General features: G+C 38.0%; 19 protein-coding genes and 1 riboswitch. Of the genes, 7 read left to right on the plus strand and 12 right to left on the minus strand.

Annotated elements, in window-relative coordinates; genetic code table 11:
- Positions 1 to 67: 67 nt before the first annotated feature.
- The 6 genes from GVN22_RS09985 to GVN22_RS10010 all read left to right on the plus strand — a co-directional run bounded on the left by GVN22_RS09985 (position 68) and on the right by GVN22_RS10010 (position 7,895).
- On the plus strand, positions 68 to 1,033 hold the full coding sequence (locus GVN22_RS09985; RefSeq protein ID WP_166550888.1) for a hypothetical protein: 966 nt from the start codon (positions 68 to 70) through the stop codon (positions 1,031 to 1,033).
- Between the two features lie 176 nt (positions 1,034 to 1,209).
- Positions 1,210 to 1,956 carry a DUF4129 domain-containing protein gene (locus GVN22_RS09990; protein ID WP_166550889.1) on the plus strand — a complete coding sequence of 249 codons (747 nt, stop codon included), beginning with the start codon at positions 1,210 to 1,212 and terminating at the stop codon, positions 1,954 to 1,956.
- Between the two features lie 22 nt (positions 1,957 to 1,978).
- A complete protein-coding gene (locus GVN22_RS09995) occupies positions 1,979 to 2,539 on the plus strand; it encodes a hypothetical protein (protein ID WP_166550890.1) in 561 nt (186 codons plus the stop codon).
- 126 nt (positions 2,540 to 2,665) lie between these two features.
- Positions 2,666 to 3,910 carry a DUF4350 domain-containing protein gene (locus GVN22_RS10000; protein ID WP_166550891.1) on the plus strand — a complete coding sequence of 415 codons (1,245 nt, stop codon included), beginning with the start codon at positions 2,666 to 2,668 and terminating at the stop codon, positions 3,908 to 3,910.
- Between the two features lie 319 nt (positions 3,911 to 4,229).
- Complete coding sequence (locus GVN22_RS10005) at positions 4,230 to 5,207, plus strand: MoxR family ATPase (RefSeq protein WP_166550892.1); 978 nt, start codon at positions 4,230 to 4,232, stop codon at positions 5,205 to 5,207.
- A gap of 61 nt (positions 5,208 to 5,268) precedes the next feature.
- A riboswitch (TPP riboswitch) is annotated at positions 5,269 to 5,365 on the plus strand.
- Positions 5,366 to 5,468: 103 nt separating this feature from the next.
- Positions 5,469 to 7,895 carry a TonB-dependent receptor gene (locus GVN22_RS10010; protein WP_205690844.1) on the plus strand — a complete coding sequence of 809 codons (2,427 nt, stop codon included), beginning with the start codon at positions 5,469 to 5,471 and terminating at the stop codon, positions 7,893 to 7,895.
- 237 nt (positions 7,896 to 8,132) lie between these two features.
- On the opposite strand, the gene GVN22_RS10015 is transcribed toward GVN22_RS10010, so the two are convergent.
- The 8 genes from GVN22_RS10015 to GVN22_RS10050 form a co-directional block, all read right to left on the minus strand.
- A complete protein-coding gene (locus GVN22_RS10015) occupies positions 8,133 to 8,738 on the minus strand; it encodes a porin family protein (RefSeq protein ID WP_166550893.1) in 606 nt (201 codons plus the stop codon).
- Positions 8,739 to 8,864: 126 nt separating this feature from the next.
- Positions 8,865 to 10,061 (minus strand): acyl-CoA dehydrogenase family protein, encoded by a 1,197-nt coding sequence (locus tag GVN22_RS10020; RefSeq protein ID WP_166550894.1) that lies wholly within the window; start codon positions 10,059 to 10,061, stop codon positions 8,865 to 8,867.
- Positions 10,062 to 10,093: 32 nt separating this feature from the next.
- Positions 10,094 to 10,930, minus strand: coding sequence for a hydroxymethylglutaryl-CoA lyase (locus GVN22_RS10025; protein WP_166550895.1), 837 nt, complete (start codon positions 10,928 to 10,930; stop codon positions 10,094 to 10,096).
- A gap of 293 nt (positions 10,931 to 11,223) precedes the next feature.
- The gene (locus tag GVN22_RS10030) at positions 11,224 to 13,611 is read right to left on the minus strand and encodes a beta-L-arabinofuranosidase domain-containing protein (RefSeq protein WP_166550896.1); all 2,388 of its coding nucleotides are present in this window, start codon (positions 13,609 to 13,611) and stop codon (positions 11,224 to 11,226) included.
- 81 nt (positions 13,612 to 13,692) lie between these two features.
- Complete coding sequence (locus GVN22_RS10035; protein WP_166550897.1) at positions 13,693 to 15,102, minus strand: APC family permease; 1,410 nt, start codon at positions 15,100 to 15,102, stop codon at positions 13,693 to 13,695.
- 306 nt (positions 15,103 to 15,408) lie between these two features.
- The gene (locus GVN22_RS10040) at positions 15,409 to 16,410 is read right to left on the minus strand and encodes a 4-hydroxyproline epimerase (protein ID WP_166550898.1); all 1,002 of its coding nucleotides are present in this window, start codon (positions 16,408 to 16,410) and stop codon (positions 15,409 to 15,411) included.
- Between the two features lie 320 nt (positions 16,411 to 16,730).
- The gene (locus GVN22_RS10045; protein ID WP_166550899.1) at positions 16,731 to 18,197 is read right to left on the minus strand and encodes an aldehyde dehydrogenase (NADP(+)); all 1,467 of its coding nucleotides are present in this window, start codon (positions 18,195 to 18,197) and stop codon (positions 16,731 to 16,733) included.
- A gap of 258 nt (positions 18,198 to 18,455) precedes the next feature.
- Entirely contained in the window at positions 18,456 to 19,376 is a 921-nt protein-coding gene (locus GVN22_RS10050) for a dihydrodipicolinate synthase family protein (protein WP_205690845.1), read from the minus strand.
- Positions 19,377 to 19,680: 304 nt separating this feature from the next.
- Here GVN22_RS10050 and GVN22_RS10055 point away from each other — a divergent pair, with 304 nt between their 5' ends.
- Positions 19,681 to 20,550 carry an AraC family transcriptional regulator gene (locus GVN22_RS10055; RefSeq protein ID WP_166550900.1) on the plus strand — a complete coding sequence of 290 codons (870 nt, stop codon included), beginning with the start codon at positions 19,681 to 19,683 and terminating at the stop codon, positions 20,548 to 20,550.
- Positions 20,551 to 20,592: 42 nt separating this feature from the next.
- Here GVN22_RS10055 and GVN22_RS10060 read toward each other — a convergent pair whose 3' ends face one another.
- The 4 genes from GVN22_RS10060 to GVN22_RS10075 form a co-directional block, all read right to left on the minus strand.
- The gene (locus GVN22_RS10060) at positions 20,593 to 21,612 is read right to left on the minus strand and encodes a GTP-binding protein (protein WP_166550901.1); all 1,020 of its coding nucleotides are present in this window, start codon (positions 21,610 to 21,612) and stop codon (positions 20,593 to 20,595) included.
- A gap of 121 nt (positions 21,613 to 21,733) precedes the next feature.
- The gene (gene smpB, locus GVN22_RS10065; RefSeq protein ID WP_095160986.1) at positions 21,734 to 22,189 is read right to left on the minus strand and encodes an SsrA-binding protein SmpB; all 456 of its coding nucleotides are present in this window, start codon (positions 22,187 to 22,189) and stop codon (positions 21,734 to 21,736) included.
- A 327-nt stretch (positions 22,190 to 22,516) separates the two neighbouring features.
- Entirely contained in the window at positions 22,517 to 23,119 is a 603-nt protein-coding gene (locus GVN22_RS10070) for an OmpH family outer membrane protein (RefSeq protein ID WP_166550902.1), read from the minus strand.
- 237 nt (positions 23,120 to 23,356) lie between these two features.
- Entirely contained in the window at positions 23,357 to 23,728 is a 372-nt protein-coding gene (locus GVN22_RS10075; protein WP_166550903.1) for a hypothetical protein, read from the minus strand.
- Positions 23,729 to 23,768: the final 40 nt, after the last annotated feature.

Below are 23,768 nucleotides of genomic sequence, written 5' to 3' on the forward strand. Positions count from 1 at the left end.
AAGCTTATTCTATTTTCAGAAACCTTATTTTTAGCTTATTTCCCCGATTACTACCAATACAACTATTATGGAAAAACAGTACCTACCTCTTGAAAGAGAGCGTGATTTTAGTCAAAAAATTAACGATACTTTCTCTTTTGTTCGTCTCAATTTCAAAGATTTATTTCTTGCTTTATTGTTTATCGTGGGTCCCGTTTTGCTTGTTGCAGGCATTGCTGGTGGATTCCATCAAATCAATGTATTAAATAGCACAGCCTCTGACACACCCATGGATGCCAACGCTGGTGTCGAAGAAATATTAAGAAGATTTAGTAAAAGTGGTATCGATATCATCGGACCCGCCTATTTTATCTTATTGTTTGCTACCGTGATTTCAATGGTGCTCTTAGTCGTAACGGTTTATAGCTATATGCAATGCTATTTGGAGGATTCAGTATCACGAATTACAGTAGAAAGAGTAACAGAAAAAGTAAAAATACATTTCCTCCCTGTTTTTAGAGGCTTTTTCTTGGTATTACTGGTGTTCTTTGGCATTATTATTTTGGCATCACTTGCTATTGGAGCCTTGGGTGTAGCTGTGGGTGGTGTAGCAGGTCCAATGATTATTGGTATTTTTGGCTTAGTGATTTTTGCAGTCATGATTTATTTTATGATTATGTTTTTGCTGAGTCCAGCTATTATCGTTTTTGAAGATGCTAGTCCTAGTTTTTCGCTTCGTAGAGCCAAGTACCTTATCGAAGGCAAATGGTGGTCGACTTTCGGACTAGTCATGATTGTGTCTATCATAGTTTACTTTATTAGTCTTGTATTTAGCCTGCCTGCGGGTATCTTATCCGTGTTAAAAATACTTGGTATCCAATCTAGCATGACTAGCGACTGGGTGGTTGTGGTATCAACCGTAATTTCGATGGTGGGCTCGTCTATTTTATCGGCTATTACCTATATCGCTTTAGGATTCCAGTATTTTAATCTTGTCGAGAAAAAAGACGGTAATAGTCTATTCAAACAAATCAATAATTTGGGTAGTCACTAATGGCTTTGAACTTCCAATGTCAAGCTTGTAATATAGTCGTTTGCAAAGGCTTTTATAAAGCATCCATTTCGGATACTGGATTGCGCTTTATGTAAAATGAAGGTATGTTTTAATATTTCCGAAATCCCCAAATCTTTAATGATTTGAAACTGGATCATTATTTTTCTAACTCAAAAATGAGTGTCAAAAAAAGACATATTCCTATTATTTTAAAATACGTCATACTATGTTTTTGGGTGACTCTACTGCCTATTTGCCGTCTTCAAGGGCAAATAAGCCGTGTAGATTCGCTCACACAACTGAGTCCGCTCAAGCAACCAGACAAAACGTTGACGAGTCTTCGAAAGCAAAAAAAGTATCAGTATCAAACCGTTCCTATTGAGCAAATGTCGTGGAGTGGTAGGCTTTGGATGATGTTTTTACGTTGGATTGCGCAGTTTTTCGAAAAAAGCACTACAGGCAAATCGTTGAAGATAGGTATGTATGTTTTTTTAGCAATTGTGATAATCTTTGTCATTATGAAGCTAATTGGTATTGAATTTGCAAATATCTTCGGACGCAAAGACCAATCTATTTCTATTGATTATCAAGTACTAGAACAAGATATTCATGCGTTAGATTTTGAAAAAGCAATTGAGGGCGCTTTGTCTACTCAACAGTTTAGGTTGGCCACTCGCTTGTACTATTTACAAGTATTAAAATCCTTGAGTAATCAAGACCTAATTGAGTGGCGATTGAACAAAACCAATCGGAGTTATATTTACGAATTACAATCAACCGAATTACGTCAAGAATTTGAATCTCTTACTACTCTTTTTGAATACATCTGGTACGGAGATTTTTTGATTAGTGCCATCGAATTTGAATCTATACAAAATCAATTTTCCAACTTTAATCGCAGTATAACACGAAGTAGGCGATAGCCTCAAAACGCGTGATAATAACATGAAAAAGATAAGCTTAATTATTTTGTTGGGAGTTTCAACAGCCCTAACATTCAGCTCTTTTAAAACCACTATTGTAGAAACAAGCCAATATAGACGCATTGAGGAAGTTGAATATGATACCATCAATTTTGAATCAACAATCATTTCTGGTGTAAAATTAGGAGGTCCTTATGGCGCTTTATTAGAAAAATTAGGATCTCCAGATTCTGTTAGAAAAGAAGAAACTCCTGATGCACAAAATAGTGACCATTTTGAAATCTATCTTTATGGAAAAGATTCTTTCTACGTAATGGACGAAATGGTAAGCGGTTTTGAGTTAAAATCGACAAAATTCCAACTTGATAACCTTGGAGGATTGAAAGTAGGAGACCCTATTGCAAAGGTGAAAAAGATGTTTCCTAAATCTTACAAAATCCGTGATATAGACGAGTTTAATCCATCTTGGATTACTATTAGTGTACAGTTTGGTAGCTCGGATTCGTTCCTAGAAATTTATTGTGAAAACTCAAAGGTCAAAAGTATCACTACGGTGACTGATGACGAAGAAGAGGAAGAATAAAATAAAAAAGCATTTGAGTTAGCTCAAATGCTTTTTTATTTGACATAGATTCATAGATTTGTGGAAAAAGTGTGTAAGGAATGTAAGACCATCTTTTATCAACACAAAACCACATCGCACCGCTGAATGACGCAGAAAACTAAATATCTTATTGTATTGGGTATTACATTATTGGGTTTTATATTAGTCGAAATATATAAGCCCAAGCCAGTCATTTGGACATCTACCTATTCAAACCAAGACGATATACCATTTGGAGGTGAAATATTATACAAAATTCTCCCTGAGCTTTTTCCTTCGCAGGAAATTCATGACGAAAAATTCCCTGTTTTAGCCCGACACACAGAGCAAAGTGTTGATTTACAACACACTTCTTATATTAACATTTGTAATACTTTTACGCTAGATTCTATTTCATTGATAAAGCTGTTAAGGTTTGTGTCAATGGGAAATACGGCCTTTATTTCAGCCGAAGATTTTGGCTCGCTTGGCGATACACTGCATCTTTCGACAGATTATATCAGTATTCTGAAAAAGGGTACAGCAACATCACTTAATTTTACCCATCCAGAACTCCGTCAAAAAAAGCCCTTTAACTTTAGAATGGAAGACGCAGAAGCTTTTTTTGTTGATACTACTAAATCTACAGTACCATGGACCGTTCTTGCTTACAATCATCTCAAAAAGCCTACTTTTATGAAGGCAAAATGGGGGAAAGGCACTTTATTACTCAATTCTACACCCAGAGCCTTTAGTAACTATTATCTCATCAAGCCTCAAAATTGTTATTTTGCGATAAATGCCTTGCGCTATCTTCCACAGCAAACTATTTATTGGGATGAATATTATCAGGCGCCTTCTATTGGTTCTCGTTTTAGGGTAATGAACAAGTCTATTCGTAAAGCCAGCGAGGCTTCTTACGACGAATCACCTTTTAGGTTTATCGTAAGTCAACCAGCCCTGCGATGGGCTTATTATCTAACGCTTTTGGCTCTTGTCCTTTTTATGGTTTTTGAGGCCAAACGTCGTCAACGGATTATTCCTATTATTGATATTCCTCAAAATACCTCCGTCATATTTGTCAAGACCATAGGTCAGTTATATTTTAACAAAAAAGAACATTTGACTATTGCACAAAAGAAAGTAACTCATTTGTTACACTTTATCAGAGATAAATTTTATCTCAATACCTATCAAATAGATGAAGATTTTTTGACGGAATTGAGTAATAAATCTGGGTTAGAATTAGGCAAACTGCAAGCTCTTTTTCATACGATTCAGCATTTGAATACGGTGAATAGCATTTCTGAAAAAGAACTTATTGAACTCAATAAAACCATTGAAGAGTTTTATCAAACGGTCAAAGCATAAAAGATAGGCTTTCGGCGGTCAGCTTTGAGCAATCGGATTTTGGCAGTATTATTAAAATGAATAATTCAGCCTATAACATATCGCTTAAAGCTGATGATTAATATGTCTGCTTATTAGGATTTTTTCAGCGATAAGTCTTTTCAAAAGCTCCTACAAAGCTTTTGAAACTGATTAATACATTACTCAGGTGATGGTGAAACCCCTTTGTGCCTTTGTGCCTCTGCCACTTATGCCTACTAATACATTACTCAAGTGGTGGTGAAACTTCACCTTGTAACTTATACTTATTGATACCATTTCACGCTCTTTTACCAAAATTATGAATTTTGAATCACGCATAGATTTAAGCGAATTACATCAGGCGGTTACAGAAATACGCGAACAAATAGGCAAAATTGTTGTTGGTCAGCCACAAACGATTGATTTGTTGCTTACAGCACTTTTAGCCGATGGACATATTCTTTTGGAAGGCGTGCCTGGCGTTGCCAAAACCTTGATGGCAAAACTTTTGTCACGCACGATTTCGGTAGACTTTAGCCGTATTCAATTTACGCCCGATATGATGCCTTCGGATGTAATAGGCACGGCCGTTTTTAATCCCAAAGTCAGTGACTTTGAGTTTAGAAAAGGTCCTATTTTTTCCAATATTGTACTAATCGATGAAATCAATCGCTCACCTGCCAAAACACAATCGGCTTTGTTTGAGGTGATGGAAGAACGTCAGATTACCAATGCGGGTACTACATATCCAATGTCATTTCCGTTTTTGGTGATTGCTACTCAAAACCCTATTGAGCAAGAAGGAACATATCGCCTCCCAGAAGCACAACTTGACCGTTTTATGTTCAAGATTTTGGTAGGATACCCCAATCTCAGTGAAGAAATTGATATTTTGAAAGGTCATCAAAGTCGCGCTAAAGAGGATGCAGGCAAAGTAGAAGAAAGTATTTCGTCCGTTTTGTCATCTGAGCAATTGTATAGCTTGAGAACAAAAGTGAAACAGGTTATTGTAGAGGAAAATATTTTGGAATACATTGCCAAGTTGATTCACGAAACCCGTCGTTCAAAATTCCTCTATTTAGGCGCCTCTCCACGTGCTTCGGTAGCCATGTTGCAAGCATCTAAAGCCTTTGCGGCCATTCGTGGACGAGATTTTGTTACGCCAGAAGATATTCAAGAATTATTACCTGCTATTCTTCGTCATCGTGTGGCACTTACGCCCGAAAAAGAAATGGAAGGAGCTAATGTAGAAGATGTTCTCAAAGGAATTGTACAAAAAATAGAAGTACCACGATAATTCAAACTTTTCTAGCTTCAAAATCGATTGTATCACTTTTCATCATACCTTTGTTGTCACAATCACAAAAAAGGGGTGCCTCATAACAACGGGCTGAGATTATACCCATTGAACCTGATACAGGTAATGCTGTCGAAGGGATTTTGATGATAGATCGTGATACAATCTTTCTATCATTCAATCAATCAATTTTTTACGGGTTATTATTATTGTTAAATCGGACAGGATTTGGCTCCTTTACCTGTCGTTATGTTTTCAAAAATGATGAAAAATTTAACGACTGAGCGCTTTTTCGCAAAAACTCTTCTAAGCGAGTTGGCGCAAAAAGCTTTTATGGTTATGTTATTGTGCAGCCTGACCATATCGGCTTATGCACAATTGAGTATTTCGGGTAAAGTAACAGACAGCGAAACCAAAAAAGGATTGGCTGGCGCAACCCTTACCATCGACAATACGATGCGTGGAACGATTACTGATGCACAAGGTAATTTTGTTATCAAAAACCTCAAAAAAGGCACTTATACCATCAAAGTAAGCTTCGTAGGTTTTGAAAAGCAAAGTAATGCTATCGAGCTTCAGCAAAATACTAACATTTCTTTTTCGCTTCAAAAAAGCTCTTTTATGGCCGACGAAGTAGTGGTAAGTGCTACTCGTGCTAATGAAAAATCTGCTGTAGCTTACACCAATGTGAGCAAAGAAGACCTTCAAAAACAAAATCTGGGTCAGGATATTCCACAATTGCTCAACTTTACGCCTTCGTTGGTAACTACCTCGGATGCAGGGGCTGGGATTGGTTACACGGGTATTCGTATTCGTGGTACAGACGCTACCCGTATCAATGTTACCATCAATGGGATTCCGCTCAACGATGCCGAATCACAAGGAGTTTATTGGGTAAACATGCCAGACTTTGCTAGCTCGACCAACTCTATTCAGATTCAGCGTGGCGTGGGTACGTCTACCAACGGAGCTGGAGCGTTTGGGGCAAGTGTCAATATGTCTACAAACGAATTTAGAAAAGACCCTTATGCAGAATCAAACAACTCGTTTGGATCATTTAATACTTTCAAAAATACCGTTTTAGTAGGTTCAGGTCTTTTGAATAATCGTTTTACAGTAGATGCACGTTTGTCGAGACTTAAATCTGATGGTTATATCGATCGTGCTTCTTCAGACCTTCGTTCGTTTTACTTATCAGGTGCGTACTTTACCAAAAAATCTTTTTATCGTTTGAATGTGTTTTCTGGAAAAGAAAAAACTTACCAAGCTTGGGAAGGTGTTCCTGAGTATTTGTTGAGCACTAACCGTACTTACAATCCTTATACCTATCCAAACCAAACCGATAATTATCAGCAAGACCATTATCAATTATTATCATCGCATAGCCTTTCGTCGAACTGGACATTTAATTTCAACTTGCATTATACTTACGGACGTGGCTACTATGAGCAATTTAAGGAGCAAGACAAATTCTCGAAATACGGTTTACCCAATGTTGTTATTGGCAATACGACTATCACAAAAACGGACTTGGTTCGCCAGAAATGGTTAGACAATGATTTTTATGGAAGTACATTTTCATTCGATTATAAAGGTAATAATCGCTTGAGTGCCAACATTGGTGGTGCTTGGAACCAATATGATGGTCGTCATTACGGACAAATTATTTGGGCACAATATGCTTCAACAGCTAAGCTAGGTGATAAATACTACAGTGGCACAGCTCTAAAAACAGACTTTAATATTTATGGAAAAGTATATTATCAATTGAGCGAGCAATTAAATGCATTTGCTGATTTGCAATATCGTACTGTTGGCTATAGCATTAAAGGAATTGACGATAATTTGGTAGATATTTCACAAAGTAAAAACTACAATTTCTTTAACCCAAAAATGGGCTTAACTTATCAGGTTTCGGCAGGAACATCTGCATTTTTGTCATATAGTATTGGTAACAAAGAGCCGAACCGTTCGGACTTTGTAGATAATCCAGGAAAAGCACCACAAGCAGAAACCTTGCGTGATTTAGAAGCAGGTTTTAAAACACAAAAAGGAAAAGTAGCTTTTGAGGCAAATGCTTATTGGATGGATTACAAAAACCAATTGGTTTTGACAGGAAAATTAAACGATGTAGGTACTCCAATACGTGTCAATGTACCAAGTAGCTACAGAATGGGACTTGAGTTGCAAGCAGGAGTTCAATTAACAAAAGCATTGAAATGGAATGTAAATGCTACTCTTTCAAGCAACAAAATCAATAATTTTACAGAGGTAGTCCCAAGTTATGATGAACCTTATATTGATGTGGAAAATAAGTTTGCTAAAACAGACATAGCCTTTTCACCCAATGTAATCGGTGGTTCGCAATTGTTGTATACACCAACAAAAGGACTTGAATTAGGATTGTTGTCGAAATACGTAGGAAAGCAATATATGGACAACACAAGCAATGAAAACCGTAAGTTGAATGCTTATTTCACCAACGATTTACGAATTCTTTATACATTTAAACCTTCTTTTTGTAAAGAGTTAGGGTTGAGTTTATTGGGCAACAACATTTTCAATACGCTTTACGAATCAAATGGTTATACTTATAGCTATATCTACGAGGGCAAAACTGTTACTGAAAACTTTTATTACCCACAAGCAGGATTTAACTTTTTGCTAGGTGTGAACATTAAGTTTTAAAACCTGACAGCTTGCAAAATAAAAGCCCCGAAATACTGATATTTCGGGGCTTTTGCATAAAGTGCGACCGTTTAATAAGATTCGCTACCACTACCTAATGAATATTTGCTATTTTTCGGAAGTATACAAAACGTGTACACATGCGTCTTTTCCTTAATGCAAATTAATACTTCTATAATCTATAAAGTTATTCCTAGTAAGTGGTTCACAGGCTCGTAAGGTTACTTACGAGCTTTTTTATTTGTATGTACCAAGAGGAAAACTTAGTCCTACGTTAACACTAAACACACGATTGGATACATCTAAAGTTGGACTTTTGGCAATATCTGTAAGCCCTAGTGCATAACGCGCATCCAAATTCAACCACATTTTTTGGCTTAGTGCATAATTTACACCTGCCCCCAAAACAGCACTTACATCTGTTGAACTATAACTACCTGCATAGTCATATCCACTCTTATTGGCTACACTTGTTAAAAAGCCTATTTGAGGACCAGCAAATACTTTTGGTCTCCAAGAACCTGTTGTTTTTTGTGAACCAAAATAGTACGTTGCAAGCAAAGGCACCTGTACATAATCTAATTTGAGATAATCATCGCTTCTCTCATAATTGGCGCCTTGTTGGCTATACAATACTTGCATTCCGAAGCCCCAGTGAGAAGTAGAGCTATAATTCAGGAAAAGTCCTGTAGAAAGCCCTGTTCTTGATTTTGTGTCAGAAAGTCCTGAGAGACTTGAAGAGTTTACCCCAATTGTAGGGCCAAAAGATAAATTTTGTGCTTTTAAAATTGGCGAACATACACACAATAAAGCAAGGATGGCGAATTTTTTAATGTTACGCATAAGATTAAGGATTTTAATGAAAAATTAAACAATCACGACATACCCAGCTGAGTCGCTGTTTGACTATAAAACCCAAAATTATCTCGAATTATTGAGCACCTTTTGCTTGATTGAGTAAGCGGTTTATTACTTGAATGCCGAAATCCCCGTTATTTCAGCACCTAAAATCAAGAGATGAATATCGTGTGTACCCTCATAAGTAACCACTGATTCGAGGTTCATGAGGTGTCTCATAATGGGGTATTCGCCTGTAATGCCCATACCTCCATGTAGTTGGCGTGCCTCACGAGCTATTTTCAAGGCCATATCAACATTATTGCGCTTGGCCAATGAAATCTGTGCGGTAGTGGCTTTTCCTGCGTTTTTGAGCATCCCCAAACGCCAGCAAATCAATTGAGCTTTGGTAATCTCGGTAAGCATTTCCGCCAATTTTTTTTGCACCAATTGAAAAGAAGCGATAGGTTTATCAAACTGAACTCTTTCCAAAGCATACTTTTTGGCGGAATCATAGCAATCCATAGCAGCGCCCAAAGCACCCCAAGCTATGCCATAACGTGCCGAATCCAAACAACCCAAAGGACCACGCAAGCCATCGGCATTAGGCAATAAATTTTCTTTAGGAACTCTGACATTATCGAATACCAATTCGCCCGTACAACTCGCTCGAAGAGACCATTTTTGATGTATTTCTGGGGTCGAAAAGCCTTCCATACCACGTTCTACGATAAGTCCTTTGATACGACCTTGTTCGTTTTTTGCCCATACTACGGCAATATCTGCCATTGGCGCATTGGATATCCACATCTTTGAGCCATTAAGCAAATAGTAATCTCCTTTATCTTCGATTCGAGTTTTCATACCCGCAGGATTTGAGCCAAAATCTGGTTCGGTCAAACCAAAACAACCTAGATATTCACCTGAGGCTAATTTGGGTAAATACTTTTGCTTTTGTGACTCTGAGCCATATTCATAGATAGGATACATCACCAACGAGCCTTGGACAGAAGCCATTGAGCGCAAACCTGAATCGCCTCTTTCAACTTCCTGCATCATCAAACCATAAGCGATATAATCCAATCCTCCAGCCCCATATTTTTCAGGAATTGTTGGGCCAAAAAGTCCCATTTCTCCAAACTTTTTAACCAAGTAAGCAGGAAAGACAGCTTTTTGAGCAGCATCTTCAATAATAGGAGACACTTCTTTTTTAATAAAATCTCTTACTGATTGGCGTATTAAGAGGTGTTCTTCGGTCAATAAATCATCTATTTGATAAAAATCGGGGGATTCGAAGTTATCCACTTTGTTTGATTGATAAAATTCCATGGTTTTGTTTGTTTTAAGATAAGCTGTCAAAGCTAAATAAATATTTTCTTACTCAATTCCACCGCTTTCTGCCAAGCTTGATGATTGATAGGATATATGTCTCTGAATTTTTCAATAAGATTTATGGTATTAATGTTTCCCACAAGTTCGTCGTTAGCCATAGGACAGCCACCAAAGCCTCCAAGCGCTCCATCAAAACGACGACAACCTGCCTGATAGGCTGCTTGAATTTTGTCTTCCCAATTAAAAGGGCTCGCATGAAAATGTGCTCCAAATTCGATTTGAGGATAAAGCGGAATTAAATGGCTAAATAATTGTCCAATCAATGAAGATTCTGCAACGCCAACGGTATCTGATAAAGCAATTATTTCAACACCCAATAAAGCCATTTTTTCAGCCCATTCTCCAACAATATCAGGGCTATATGGGTCGCCGTAGGGATTACCAAAACCCATAGAGAAATAAACTACTAGTTTTTTATCATGTTTGAGACATAATGCTTGTATTGCCTTAACTGTTTCGAAAGCTTGAGTAATTGAGCTATTGGTATTGCGTTGTTGGAAGGTTTCAGAAATAGAAAAGGGAAATCCTAAATAGGTAATGTGCTCAAACAAAACTGCTTGTTCGGCTCCTTTTAGGTTGGCAATGATTGCTAATAATTTAGTTGAAATACCTTCCAATTGCAGTTGATGATATACCTCCGCTGTGTCGGCCATTTGAGGAATCGCTTTGGGAGAGACAAAACTGCCAAAATCCAATGTGTCAAATCCTACTTGTAGTAGTGTATTGAGATATTCTACCTTCAATGCTGTAGCAACAGGTGATTTCCAGCCTTGAATGGCATCTCTTGGACATTCGATAATTTTCATAGGTTTTTGTTTATTGATGATTGTTTCAGTACTCAATATGATTGATTCTTGTGAAAAAACAAAAAATCCCAATCAGAAGATTTCTGACTGGGATTCATGCAATTACAATGGTTAGGTAATTAGAAAATGTCTTTTTTTGAGAGTGAAAGTATTTGTTATTAAAACGTCTAACACAAAGCTCTTAGTATAATATTGGATTGAGGATTTATGATTTGGGATATACAAGGTAATATGATTACTTGATACAGCAAGCAAAAGAGCATTATCTATTTTGCTTGCTGTATAGCTTAAATCTACTTCACAGCCCACTCTATAACCCCAGCAGCATTATCAACAGGTAGTTGCACTTCCATTTTGATTACCTTGGTTGTTACGGACTCAAATTGTATAGTATTGAGCTGGTCTTTGGCAATAGGGCTTTGATTAATGACTTTTACAGGAATCCATTCACCATCTTTTTGGTAGTAAATCTTGTAAGAAGCAGGAATACGACAGCCTCCCCAAGGACTATCATCCAACCAATAAATACTTGACGAGGATACCGTGTAAGTTTGGTCAAAGTCATATTGAAGATATTCTGTCGTATTCTTTTTAGGCCACCAGTGCAAGAAATTGGCACTTTTGTCATTCGAGTTTTCTACTTCATATTGGTCATTTAGTGCTTTGAGCATCAATGGATTGCTCACAGAACCTGACACCTTACTTTTACTGGCAATAGTTGGCGCAGGCGTTGGGCGTGCTGCCGTTGCTTCATACGGAATCCAAACTGTCATTTCGGTAGCTCCACGATTGGCCCAAGAATAGTAGGGTATCGCCTTGATGTCTGTTGTTTTCTTTACCAATTCTTCAGAACCTACTTGTCTTTGTGTGGTGAAACCTTTCATGTTCAAAGTCATTACTCCGCTCAACAAATCTTGTTGATAAGAGGCTGTAACAGGAGCACTTTTATCCACAACCAAACTCATGACTGATGCTGAGGTATTATCATTTCCTTCCAAACAATATACCATTGGACCTCTTTGTAAGGCGAATTTTGATTTGTCAGCTTTTACATTATTGTTAGCCAAAATTTTTCTTACATCCATAGGAAGTGTGAAGCTTACTTTATCACCTTTTTTCCAAATTCTATCAACTACAGCATAGCCTTTTTCCATTTTATAAGAAAATACTTTACCATTTACCAAAAGCTGGATTGGGCTTTCTGGTGTTTCATCTTTGTACAAATCACCTGATGATGGTTTACTTAATGCCCAACCCGGAATACGAATGCGTAAAGCAAATTGTGCTGTTTTTGCAGGAGCAATCGTAATGTCATTTTTCCCTTCCCAAGGATATGCTGTTTGTTGGGTGATCGTCACAGCTGTATTGGGTAATTGAATAGTGGCAGTCCCTCCTACAAAAAGATTGACATAAAGATTTTTTTGATTTTGAGCATACGTATATCCCGGTACTGAAGGTAGGAAGCGAGTCATATTTGAAACACAGCAAGCACAATCCCACCACGCACGACGCTGATGTTGCCCCATAGACGCCAGTGGATTTGGGTAAAAAAACTTATCCCCACTCAATGAAATACCTGAAAGCAAACCGTTGTAAAGTGTTCTTTCAAGAACATCAACATATTGTGCATCGCCGTGTAATAAAAACATACGCTGATTCCAATAGACATTCGCAATAGCAGCACAGGTTTCTGCGTAAGCACTCATGTTTGGCAAATCATAATCGTCGCCAAAAGCCTCGCCATTGCCTGTCGCACCGATTCCTCCTGTGATGTAGAGTTTTTTATCAACTACGTCATGCCAAATATCATCAATCGCAGACAAGTAAGCTTTGTCGCCAGTAAGCGCTGCCACATCGGCCATTCCTGTGTACATATAGGTGGCACGTACCGCGTGACCAACAGCTGTATGTTGATCTACGACTTTTTTGTGTGACTGGCTATATTCTTGATTGAAGTGTCCTTCTTTTCCTCTTAAATCTAAAAAGAACTTAGCTAAATCAAGATAGGCTTTTTTGCCAGTGACTCTATACAATTTTGTCAAACCTGTTTCTACGATTTGGTGTCCAGGAAAGCGTTCTTCTTTTCCCCAGCCAAAGGTTTTTACCAATAAATCAGCGTTTCTGATGGCAATATTCAAAAGGTTCTTTTTGCCTGTTGCCTGATAATGCGCAACTGCTGACTCGAATAAGTGACCAGCATTATAGAGTTCATGACTCAAATCTTCTTCTTTTTCCCAACGTTTAGCGCCAAGCCATTCATGAGGTTTTTGGATAGGCATGGTTCTAAAAGTATATAAATAGCCATCTGCCTCTTGCGCTGAGCCAATAATCGTAATCAAGGAATCAAGATAGGCTTCTAGTTGAGGGTTTTTCTGTGTTTGTAGACTGTAAGAAGCCCCTTCAATGACTTTATAAAGGTCGGTATCATCAAACGTAAAAGAAGTGCTTTTATCGGCAGGGATTTGCTTTGCTGCTTTACGGAAATTGTCAATACGTCCTGTGATTTTACACTGATTAAGCGTGTAAGGAATAGTCACATTGGCGTTCACCTGCATTTTGGGCGTCCAAAAATTATCTTTAAAATGAACTTGTGTAAATGCCACAGGCTGAATAGGATAATCGCCTTTTTGGGCAAAAACTCCTAAACAAAAAAAGCAGAAAAGTATCGTTTTGTGTATCATATTCTATGGCGCGAATGCTTGAATGAAGATCCAGTTTGAGCAGATATCATTTTAAATAATATTTACTCTCCAGACACTCATTTATAATTCGCTATTATTTTTTTTCAATATATAAAAAACAGGAATCCCTAGTAATACTAAACCTAAGCCTGGCCAAGTATAATTGGGTTTATAAATAAGTAATAAAATACAAATACAAGTTGCTGTAAAAATATACAGTAATGGCACAAATGGATATCCAAATGCTTTGTAAGGTCTTTCAAGTTCTGGTTTTTTGATTCGTAAACGAATAATTCCTAGAATGGTAAGTGCATAAAAAATGAGTACTGCAAAAATCACATAGTCGAGGAGTTCGCCGTACTTACCACTCAAACATAAAACCGAAGCCCAAGCACATTGAATCCATAGTGCTTTTTCGGGAACACCATTTTTGTTCAGTTCTCCTACTTTTTTGAAGAATAGACCATCATTTGCCATCGTGTAATACACACGGGCGCCAGCTAAGATAAGTCCATTATCACAACCAAAAGTCGAAATCATTAAGAAAATGGCAACAATCATAGTGCCCTCTTCTCCAAAAATATGTTGAGAAGCTACTACCCCCACTCGATCATTTTCTGCAAAAGCAATCGACGGTAAATCTAATACCGAAACATACATGATATTGGTGAGCAAATAAATGCTTGTTACAATGAGTGTTCCGAGGAAAAGACTTAGACCAATATTGCGTTGTGGATTTTGGATTTCGCCAGCGATAAATGTCACATTATTCCAAGAATCACTACTAAACAAACTTCCGACCATACTAGCGGCGATTGCTCCGAAGGCAGCCCAACCTGTGTATGGTAAAAATCCTGAAGAGGTAAGTTGTTGAATAGAAAAGCCTGTTTCCCAGTTATGATGCCAAGTTTCGGTATTAGCCGTAAGAATAAACCCAAAAATAACTAATCCAAATAAGGCAAGCAGTTTGGTCACTGTAAAAATTGACTGGACATATTTTCCGTATTGAACACCACGCGTGTTGATAAACGAAAGAAAAATGATAAGGGCTATAGAGGTAAGCTGTGCTGCTGAAATATTGAGTTCTAGGACAGAGAATAGAATATTTTTTTCGCTTAAAACAGGAAAAAGATAGGCTGAAAATTTGCTAAAGGCAACCCCAACGGCTGCGATAGAGCCTGTTTGGATTACGGTAAAAAAGCTCCAACCATACAAGAACCCAATCAGAGGATTGAAGGCCTCTTTGAGATAAATATATTGCCCTCCTGCTTTGGGAAACATACCACTTAGCTCGCCATAACTAACGGCCGCCGCTACAGTGAGTAATCCAGTAAGAACCCATACTAAAAGTAACCCTCCAGCAGAACCTACATTTCGGACAATATCAGAACTTACAATAAAAATCCCTGACCCGATCATGGAGCCCGCCACAATCATTGTGGCATCGAAGAGGCGAAAGGAGCGTTTGAAGGATGGTTGTTCTTGAGACATAGTTGAGTGATTTAGTGATTGATGAATGAGTGATTGAATAAGTGCAAATCTTCATACTCACTCCACCGCTCCACCACTCAATCACTCAATAAAGTCAGGTATTAATGCAAAATAAAATCATATTGCTTTAGGCTGTAAGCCTTAGGCATTAGGTAAAATATGCTCAAAGAAGCTCAGATATATCTTGCATACTTATGAGGGTAATCCTACAAATTAAAATTTTGAGTGATTGTGGATGCAAGGTGCTGATAATTAAAATCTTACATTTTGAATTCGCAACTCGCAATTCACCACTCAACATTAATGCTAAAGTACTTGAAACCCATAAGCATAAGGATCATCCTCTGGGTCGATATTGATGGTATTGTAGCCATAGATTCTTGCCCAGCCCTCTATACTTGGTTTCATGGCGGGCTTTCCTCCTACGGTCGTTTCTTCTTCTATTCTTCCAATAAATTTTGAACCGATGATACTTTCATGAATAAACTCATCCCCTTTCTTCAATTTACCTTTGGCATACCATTGCGCCATACGTGCCGAAGTACCCGTACCACATGGCGAGCGGTCAATGGCTTTGTCTCCGTAAAATACCGCATTACGAGCTGTAGAGGTTGGGTCTAATACATCGCCAGTCCACAAGATATGCGAACAACCTTTGATGGTATCATTTTCGGGATGCACAAAAGAATATTGCTCATTGATGCGGTTACGTAAGGTTCTACTCCAACTAATAAGCTGGTCAGCGCTGTAATGTTGCAAGCCTTTGAAATTTTCTTGAACATCAACAATGGCATAAAAGTTACCACCATACGAAACATCTACTTTGATAGGACCTAAATCAGGACATTCTACACTCAAATCGGTAGCTGCTAAGAAAGAAGATACGTTGGTGAGTTTTACACTTTTTACCTTTTTACCTTCCTGTTTATAGTCAATTAACACCAAACCAGCAGGAGCTTCCATACGGATTTTTCCTTCTACTTTTGGTGTAATTAATCCTTCTTCTACGGCAATAGTGATTGTTCCGATTGTACCATGTCCACACATGGGCAGACAGCCACTTGTTTCGATAAACAATACCGCTACGTCATTTTCTGGGTCATGAGGAGGATACAAAATACTTCCGCTCATCATATCATGACCACGAGGCTCGAACATAAGCCCTTTTCGAATCCAATCGTAATTTTGAAGGAAATACTGGCGTTTTTCGCTCATATTACTTCCTTCAAGCACAGGCCCACCTCCTGCCACTAGTCTCACGGGATTACCACAAGTATGGGCGTCTACACAAAAAAATGTTTTTTTCATAGTTTTATCAGGGGTAAGAATGAGTGCTGAATTGGGAGTTGTGAATTAGTACTGTACGAAAGATTTCCAACTATTTCAGATTTGGGATTTCTGATTTCGGAAAAAAGTAAAATACCTTTAATTTTTACAAAATATAAAAGACTCCACTTCCAATGTTAAAAATTACGGCAAAGGCACCGAAGGAATTGTATTGAACAGTGAGTAGTCGACAGTAAAAGGTTTTCCACATACATACACCTAATAGTCAAAAGCTCATAGTCGCTTATTTCGAGTGCCTAAGCAGTAATAACTAATCACGTAATCATTCATTAACTTACTAACTAAATTGTTTCGTTGGTAAATGTATCATTGACCAAACGCCAAATTTTTAATGGATTACCATCTTTTAATTCTTCTGGTAACATCCAATCTTTGAATCCTTGTAAACAAATTGGTCTAACCCAACGCTTAATGGCGCTTGTACCTACCGAAGTATAGCGAGCGTCGAAAGTGGAAGGGTACGCTCCTCCATGAACCATGCTACCAGCAACCTCCACACCTGTTGGGGCGGCGTTTAAAATCACACGACCAGCCAGAGAGCATTGTAGCGTCAATATTTCAGGATAGTTTTCAACATCCTGTTCTGTCGCCATTAAGGTAGTGGTAAGTTGTCCACCAAGTGCTTTGAGGGCTTGTGAAAGTTCTTGTACATCTTGACAAATCACAAGTAATGCAAAAGGCCCAAATGCTTCCTCATGTAAAAGTGGATTTTCGATGAAATCCTTTGCTGAAACCTTCGCAAGACTAGGAGTAGGTTTTTCTAAATCCTCAACCACAGCCAGAGAAGCTTCAGAAGCTACTCCTGCTTGCGATGTAATAGTGTAGCGTGCTTTATCAAATGCCTTTGCAATACCAGAGTGCAACATAGGATGCAAGGCAACCTGTGTAAGCTCTTGTTCTAAGGTCTCTGAAAAAGTACTTAATGCAGGACTATCGATTGCCAAAAGCAAGCCCGGTTTGGTACAAAACTGTCCCATCCCTAGCGAAATAGAACCTGCAAGGGTTTTTGCTAACGTTGTATTAGTTTGGTTTAATGATTCAGGGAATAAAACTACAGGATTGATACTACTCATTTCGGCGAAGACAGGAATAGGAACTTCCCTTTGGTCGGCGTACGCTTTGAGAGCTTTACCTCCAGCTTGTGAGCCTGTAAAACCAACTGCTGTAGTGAGTGGATGCATCACCAATGCTTTACCTGTTTCGTTACTAACATCACTAATATGCTGTATTGTAAAAGGATGTATTTGACAGCGTGAAATGGCTTTTTCCATCGCCGAGAACATCAATGCTGAAGTTTCAGGATGGGCAGGATGTGCTTTAATGACTACCGAAACACCAGCAGCCAAAGCACTTGCGGTATCACCGCCTGCGGTAGAAAAAGCAAACGGAAAATTGCTAGCACCAAAAATAGCCACAGGGCCAATCGGTACAAGCATTTTACGGGTATCTGGCTTAGGTGGTACTCGGTCAGGATTGGCTGTATCGATACAGGCTTCAACCCAAGAGCCTTCGGCAATAAGACGAGCAAACATGCGTAATTGACCTGTTGTTCGTCCAATTTCTCCTTGAAGCCTTGGCAATGGAAGATTAGTTTCTTGATGTGCAATAGTCACCAATGAATCTTTCAATGCTTCTATTTCTTCTGCGATGGTTTCTAAAAAAATAGCACGGTTTTTACCCGATACTTGGCGGTAATGCTCAAATGCCTCTTGTGCTTGTTGCATTACCGTTGAAATGATTTGAGACATTTTTTTTAAATTTGAAAATGCGTTAATCTTCAAGATTTGAAGATGAGTTAATTTGAAGATTTGAAAATAATTAAACGACACATTTTTAAAATTTCAAATCCTCAAATTCTCAAACGATAATAGACAAAAGACTATCCCCTTCATCACCTCTAATCTAATAGCCAAAGGTCAAGTACAGCCTTTTAAGTTTGAAAATGAGTTAATTTGAAGATTTGAAAATAATTAAACGATACATTTTCAAATCTTCAAATCCCCAAATTATAATACAATCGCCTTATAATCTGGCAAAGTTGGTCTGATTGCAATAGCGCCATCAATAAGTGCTAAAATGCGTTCTCTTTCAGCACCGCTAAGTACCAAACGTGGTGGGCGCACCGCTTCACTACCCAAATCAACTCTTGATTCAGCCAACTTGATGTATTGTACTAATTTTGGATGAATATCTAATTCTAACAATGGCATGAACCAACGGTAAATGCTAAGAGCTTCTTCGTAGCGACCAGCTTTTACTAATTTATAAATGGCCACCGTTTCCTCAGGGAAGGCACATACCAAACCTGCAACCCATCCATCAGCACCCATCACCAATTGTTCCATAGCAATGGTATCTACACCACACATGATTTTGAATCTGTCGCCAAAACGATTACGCATTCTGGTTACGTTGGTCAAATCACGCGTAGATTCTTTTACTGCCTGAATGTTTTCGCACTCAGCCAAGGCAGCAAACATATCCAATGTTACTTCAATTTTATAATCTACAGGGTTATTGTAAATCATAATAGGAAGTGTAGTTGAATTGGCTACCGCTTTGAAATATTCTACTGTTTCGAAGTCATCAGCTTTGTAGCGCATCGGAGGAAGCATCATCAAACCAGCGGCACCCCACTCTTCGGCTAGTTTAGCCAATTGAATTGCATCTCTGGTAGCTCCTTCAGCAATATTTAAAACTACTGGAACACGTCCAGCTACCTTTTCAACGGTAAACTTTACCAACGCTCCTTTTTCTTCTAGACTCAGTACACTTGCCTCACCTAAGGTTCCGCCAAGAATGATACCGTCGACACCTGCCTCAAGTTGGAATTGCAAGTTTTTGTCAAATAATTCAAAATCAAGTTGGTCATCTGCACCAAACTTTGTCGTCACAGCGGGAAATACGCCTTGCCAATTGATTGCCATAGTTCTGTTGTTGTTTTTTATCAAAATTACCCAAAACATAAGCGGGTCAAAGGTTGATTTTTAATCAATTATAGCCAGATATTAACCTGTTTATGTGTGATATATCTATAAAGTTGTTTATATTTAGCTAATTAGTAGAAAAGAGTGTTCGGGTAGCATGAAGGCAAACTAATTTTAGCTTTTGGGTATTGGATTTGGGTAGCGGAGTTTAAATGTTATTTTGTGATAGACTCATAGATTGAGTACCTGTAGATTCAAAACCAAGACAGACGTTGAATCCTTTTAAATAGTATTTAATGAGCAAATGAAAGTATTACAATTTACTATTCCCGTACCGCACGATCATACGATTATCGTTCAGCAGGACATCATGCCTTATTTCTATCCACATTTGCATAGACATGAGGAAATACAGATTACATGGGTGCAACAAGGTGAAGGAACTTTGATTGCGGATAATAATATGCACACCTTCAAATCGAATGATATTTTTTGGTTGGGTGCCAATCAACCGCACATGTTTAAGAGTGATCCGAGCTATTTTTTACCTAAAAGCGAATTAGAGATTCAAGCCTTGGTACTATTTTTTAATCCTCATGGACCATTAGCGGCTTTGTTTAACTTACCCGAAATGCTCAATGTAAAACGCTTTTTACAACAAAATCCCAACGGATTTAAGATACCAGCAGAAAAAGCGGAGGAGATTTCGACCAAAATGATGCTCATTCACGAACATATCGGTATCGAGCAAATGATTCATTTTATGGATTTGCTGAGGCTAATTTCTAGCATAGAACCACTGGATGCACTTTCGGAAGGCTCAAGACCAAAACTTTACAGTGAAAACGAGGGCTTGAGAATGAGTAATATCTATAATTTTATCATTCAAGAATTTGAAAAGCCTATTACTCTCGAAGATGCAGCTAATAAAGCGCACATGACTCCGCATGCTTTTTGTAGATATTTCAAAAAGCACACAGGTCATACCTTTTTATCGTTCCTAAATGAAGTACGTATTAATGAAGCCTGTAAAAAACTCACCAACGAATCTCCCATTGGTATTGCACAAGTAGCCTACAGTTGTGGTTTTAATAGTATTACCAACTTCAACCGTATCTTCAAACGCATCAAGGGCAAATCCCCAAGTGAGTATTTGGAGGAGTTTTTTAAGTGAGGAATTGGGAATGTTAAGTTTTGAATATGCTATAGTTATCTATCATACAATACACTCCAGAATCTGTACTTGTAATGCTTTCCAATCGAGTGGCTCTGACGAAATGAGCTCTAGACGGCTATCCCTTCTGTATGCCAAATAATGGCTCGTTGGCATACCTTCTACGCAATTGTACAAATACCAATCTTCGCCTGTTCGTAAGATTCCTTTAGCTCGATGAATTTTATTGTCAAAATACCAGCGTACTATCAACATATTGAGTTTGTTGAGGTCGAATACCTCTTTATGAGAAAAAATCCAGCCACATGAATAACTTCCCAAGCCTTTGTTGGGTTTCATGATTGGCTTACCTACTCTTGGAACTTGCTGAAATAAAACTGATTGAGTCGTATGATTTTCTACAGGCGACTCGTGCTCTAAATGCTCATTTGGGAATTGAGGTAAACGATTTTCATCAATTCCTAAACTTAGCCATTCTGGCTTTAGACGTCCTTGCTCAATCCTATCTACAACTAATTTGGGTGGATATATCTCATCGGCATATTCCCAAAAAAATTCAAGTTCCTCCTCGGTACACAAATCAGTTTTATTAGCGACCAACACATCTGCCAGAGAAATCTGGTCGAGATAAGTGCCATCGGTTTGATAACGCTCACGACTCAATTGTGCTGGATTCAAGATACAAATTGTGGTGTCAACATAGATATCGTTGGAAAAGGCACGGCTTCGTAGCAAATCCAAAATACTCGCTGGATGCCCCATCCCTGTTGGTTCAATCAAAATGCGATTAGGACGCAAACGTGTGAGCATCATTTGAAGCGAAAAGTGCATATTTTGTGCCGCTGAGCAACAAATACAGCCTCCTTCTACTTCCAAAACTTGTAAATCCTTATCACCTTCGGATGCTAACGTAAGATGATCAATTGAGACTTCTCCAAAGTCATTGACCAATACTGTCCATTTTTCATCTTCTGGCTTCTGCTTGAGCAAGTTAACGATAGCGGTTGTTTTTCCAACTCCTAAATAGCCAGTAATCAAATTGACTGGTATTCTTTCCAACATAATTTTATCTTTTACGGAAACGTGCATTTTGATGATGAATTACGAATGGGTGAATTATGAGTTTAAGCTTTTTAGGCAAGGACAAAGGACAATTCAAAACTCAGCACTCACAATTCAACACTTATTCTCGTTCCATATTACGTTTTACATCTTTTTCCTTAATGGTTTCACGTTTATCGTAAAGCTTTTTACCTTTCGCCAAAGCGATTTCAACCTTAGCAAAACCTCTATCCGAAATATACATACGTGTGGGAACCATGGTTAAACCTTGATCTTTTAGTTTGTTTTGTAACTTGCCTAACTCACGTTTGGTTAACAACAATTTTCTATCACGAAGAGGTTCGTGATTGTAGTGAGTTCCTTCGCTATATTTCGAAATATTCATCTGACGGATAAAAAGTTCTTCATTCAAAAACACGCAATACGCATCTGTAAGATTTACTTTTCCTTGACGAATAGATTTGATTTCGGTTCCCATGAGCATAATTCCTGCCGTATAGGTTTCTAGGAAAAAGTATTCAAAAGAGGCTCTTTTGTTTTTGATGTTAATACTTTTTTCAATTTTTTCTTTTCCCATTTTTTTAATTGTGATTGTGTGAATGATGAATGAGAGATTGGTACTGTACGAAGGATTATAAAAACTGTTTATGTCGGATGTTGGATTTCGGAAGTATAATCTTCTATATTTTGCAAAAAACAAAGGTGTTTTACTTTATTTCCGAAATCAGAAATCCCAAATCTGCAATAGTTTGAAGTCATTCGTACAGCCCTAATAAGAGATTTATCTCATTCATTTCAATTTCATAAATAGTTTTTTGCTCTAGGTATGACAAAAAAAGCCATACAGTTTATGGCTGTATGGCTTTATGAGCAAAAGACTTATAGCTAAGTCGGGCAAATAAGATTATTTCTTAGCTGCGCCTTTTTTCTCAGCGTATTCTTTGTTAAGACCGTCGATAATTTGCTGTGTTACATCTACTGCGTTGTCAGCATATAGAATACCACCACCATTTGAACTATAACCTAAAACAAACTCGTATTTGTTCTCGGCATTGTGCTTTTTGATATACTCACGAATGTTTGTATAAAGTTCTTCTTGTTTTTTAGCTTGCTCTTGAGCCAAAGCAGCTTGCTTTTGTTGGCTGTATTGTTGCAATTCACCAGCTTTCTTTCTCAACATCATGTCTGCTGCTTGCAATTCTGCTTGAGTCATTGCTTGAGCACGTTGTTGGATAGCAGAACCTTCAGTTTGAAGTGCACGCTCACGTTGACCTAAATCAACTTGCAAACGGTAACCTTTGTTTTCAAATTCTTTTTGAGCGTCTTTGTAAAATTGATAGTTCGTCAACAAAGAATCTGTATTTACAAAAACTACTTTTTTTCCGTCAACTGAGATTGCAGCAGAGGATGAAGAAGCTGTACTTGCTTTTTCTTCGCCTTTGTTACAAGAGAATAAAGTTGTTGCAATTGCCAAACCTCCACACAAAATTAGGGATAATTTTTTCATTTTTAAATTGTTAATAGTATTGATAAATCAGATGATACTTGTTAAAAAATGTTCGCAAAGATAGTTTTTTTTAGGAATTATCCATCGTTTTCTCACTGTTACTCAGCATGGTATTGGTGTGGGTGACTGCCTATCTATCTGATGCTAATCTTTGACAAGATAATCATTCTTGACCCAAAAATGCAAATTGAGGTTTGGTAATAGCTACTTTTAGAAGTAGAAGGGGGAATTCTACCCTTATTTCTTTATTAATTGCCTTACCTGAAAACCACTTAATGCTCCTAAACCGCCGATTAATCCTCCTACTACAAGAGTCACTACAAATAGGGCAATAGCACTGCCACCCAAAGGTAAAACTCCTGCAATTTTGGTCGTCAAAATACCTTCACTTCGCCAATGGCTCCAGAAAGCTATAGCTAACCAAACGAGTATGTTGATGAATGCACCAATGCGGAAAGCACCTCCTGCCGAACCTGCCAATAAAAACGCCGCAATAGCGCTTGCCAAAGCCATAGACCACCATGGTAATAAATATTGAAATAAGATGACCAAAGCCAACAATAGCCCTGCAAAAGGACTGAATATTTTGTTATTTGAAAATGCGCTCATTTGCTTTCTACTATTTTGAATAAAACATCGTAAAATGACA

Source organism: Cellulophaga sp. BC115SP (assembly GCF_009905545.1).
Classification (GTDB): domain Bacteria; phylum Bacteroidota; class Bacteroidia; order Cytophagales; family Spirosomataceae; genus Flectobacillus; species Flectobacillus rivi.

Excerpts from the sequence above, each read along its gene's own strand:
- GVN22_RS10045 (WP_166550899.1), bottom strand. The coding sequence starts at position 18,197 with ATGTCTCAAATCATTTCAACGGTAATGCAACAAGCACAAGAGGCATTT.
- GVN22_RS10020 (WP_166550894.1), bottom strand. The coding sequence starts at position 10,061 with ATGGAATTTTATCAATCAAACAAAGTGGATAACTTCGAATCCCCCGAT.
- GVN22_RS10060 (WP_166550901.1), bottom strand. The coding sequence starts at position 21,612 with ATGTTGGAAAGAATACCAGTCAATTTGATTACTGGCTATTTAGGAGTT.
- GVN22_RS10015 (WP_166550893.1), bottom strand. The coding sequence starts at position 8,738 with ATGCGTAACATTAAAAAATTCGCCATCCTTGCTTTATTGTGTGTATGT.
- GVN22_RS10000 (WP_166550891.1), top strand. The coding sequence starts at position 2,666 with ATGACGCAGAAAACTAAATATCTTATTGTATTGGGTATTACATTATTG.
- GVN22_RS10010 (WP_205690844.1), top strand. The coding sequence starts at position 5,469 with ATGATGAAAAATTTAACGACTGAGCGCTTTTTCGCAAAAACTCTTCTA.
- GVN22_RS09990 (WP_166550889.1), top strand. The coding sequence starts at position 1,210 with ATGAGTGTCAAAAAAAGACATATTCCTATTATTTTAAAATACGTCATA.
- GVN22_RS10075 (WP_166550903.1), bottom strand. The coding sequence starts at position 23,728 with ATGAGCGCATTTTCAAATAACAAAATATTCAGTCCTTTTGCAGGGCTA.
- GVN22_RS09985 (WP_166550888.1), top strand. The coding sequence starts at position 68 with ATGGAAAAACAGTACCTACCTCTTGAAAGAGAGCGTGATTTTAGTCAA.
- smpB (WP_095160986.1), bottom strand. The coding sequence starts at position 22,189 with ATGGGAAAAGAAAAAATTGAAAAAAGTATTAACATCAAAAACAAAAGA.
- GVN22_RS10070 (WP_166550902.1), bottom strand. The coding sequence starts at position 23,119 with ATGAAAAAATTATCCCTAATTTTGTGTGGAGGTTTGGCAATTGCAACA.
- GVN22_RS10055 (WP_166550900.1), top strand. The coding sequence starts at position 19,681 with ATGAAAGTATTACAATTTACTATTCCCGTACCGCACGATCATACGATT.
- GVN22_RS10035 (WP_166550897.1), bottom strand. The coding sequence starts at position 15,102 with ATGTCTCAAGAACAACCATCCTTCAAACGCTCCTTTCGCCTCTTCGAT.
- GVN22_RS10050 (WP_205690845.1), bottom strand. The coding sequence starts at position 19,376 with ATGGCAATCAATTGGCAAGGCGTATTTCCCGCTGTGACGACAAAGTTT.
- GVN22_RS10040 (WP_166550898.1), bottom strand. The coding sequence starts at position 16,410 with ATGAAAAAAACATTTTTTTGTGTAGACGCCCATACTTGTGGTAATCCC.
- GVN22_RS10025 (WP_166550895.1), bottom strand. The coding sequence starts at position 10,930 with ATGAAAATTATCGAATGTCCAAGAGATGCCATTCAAGGCTGGAAATCA.
- GVN22_RS10005 (WP_166550892.1), top strand. The coding sequence starts at position 4,230 with ATGAATTTTGAATCACGCATAGATTTAAGCGAATTACATCAGGCGGTT.
- GVN22_RS10030 (WP_166550896.1), bottom strand. The coding sequence starts at position 13,611 with ATGATACACAAAACGATACTTTTCTGCTTTTTTTGTTTAGGAGTTTTT.
- GVN22_RS09995 (WP_166550890.1), top strand. The coding sequence starts at position 1,979 with ATGAAAAAGATAAGCTTAATTATTTTGTTGGGAGTTTCAACAGCCCTA.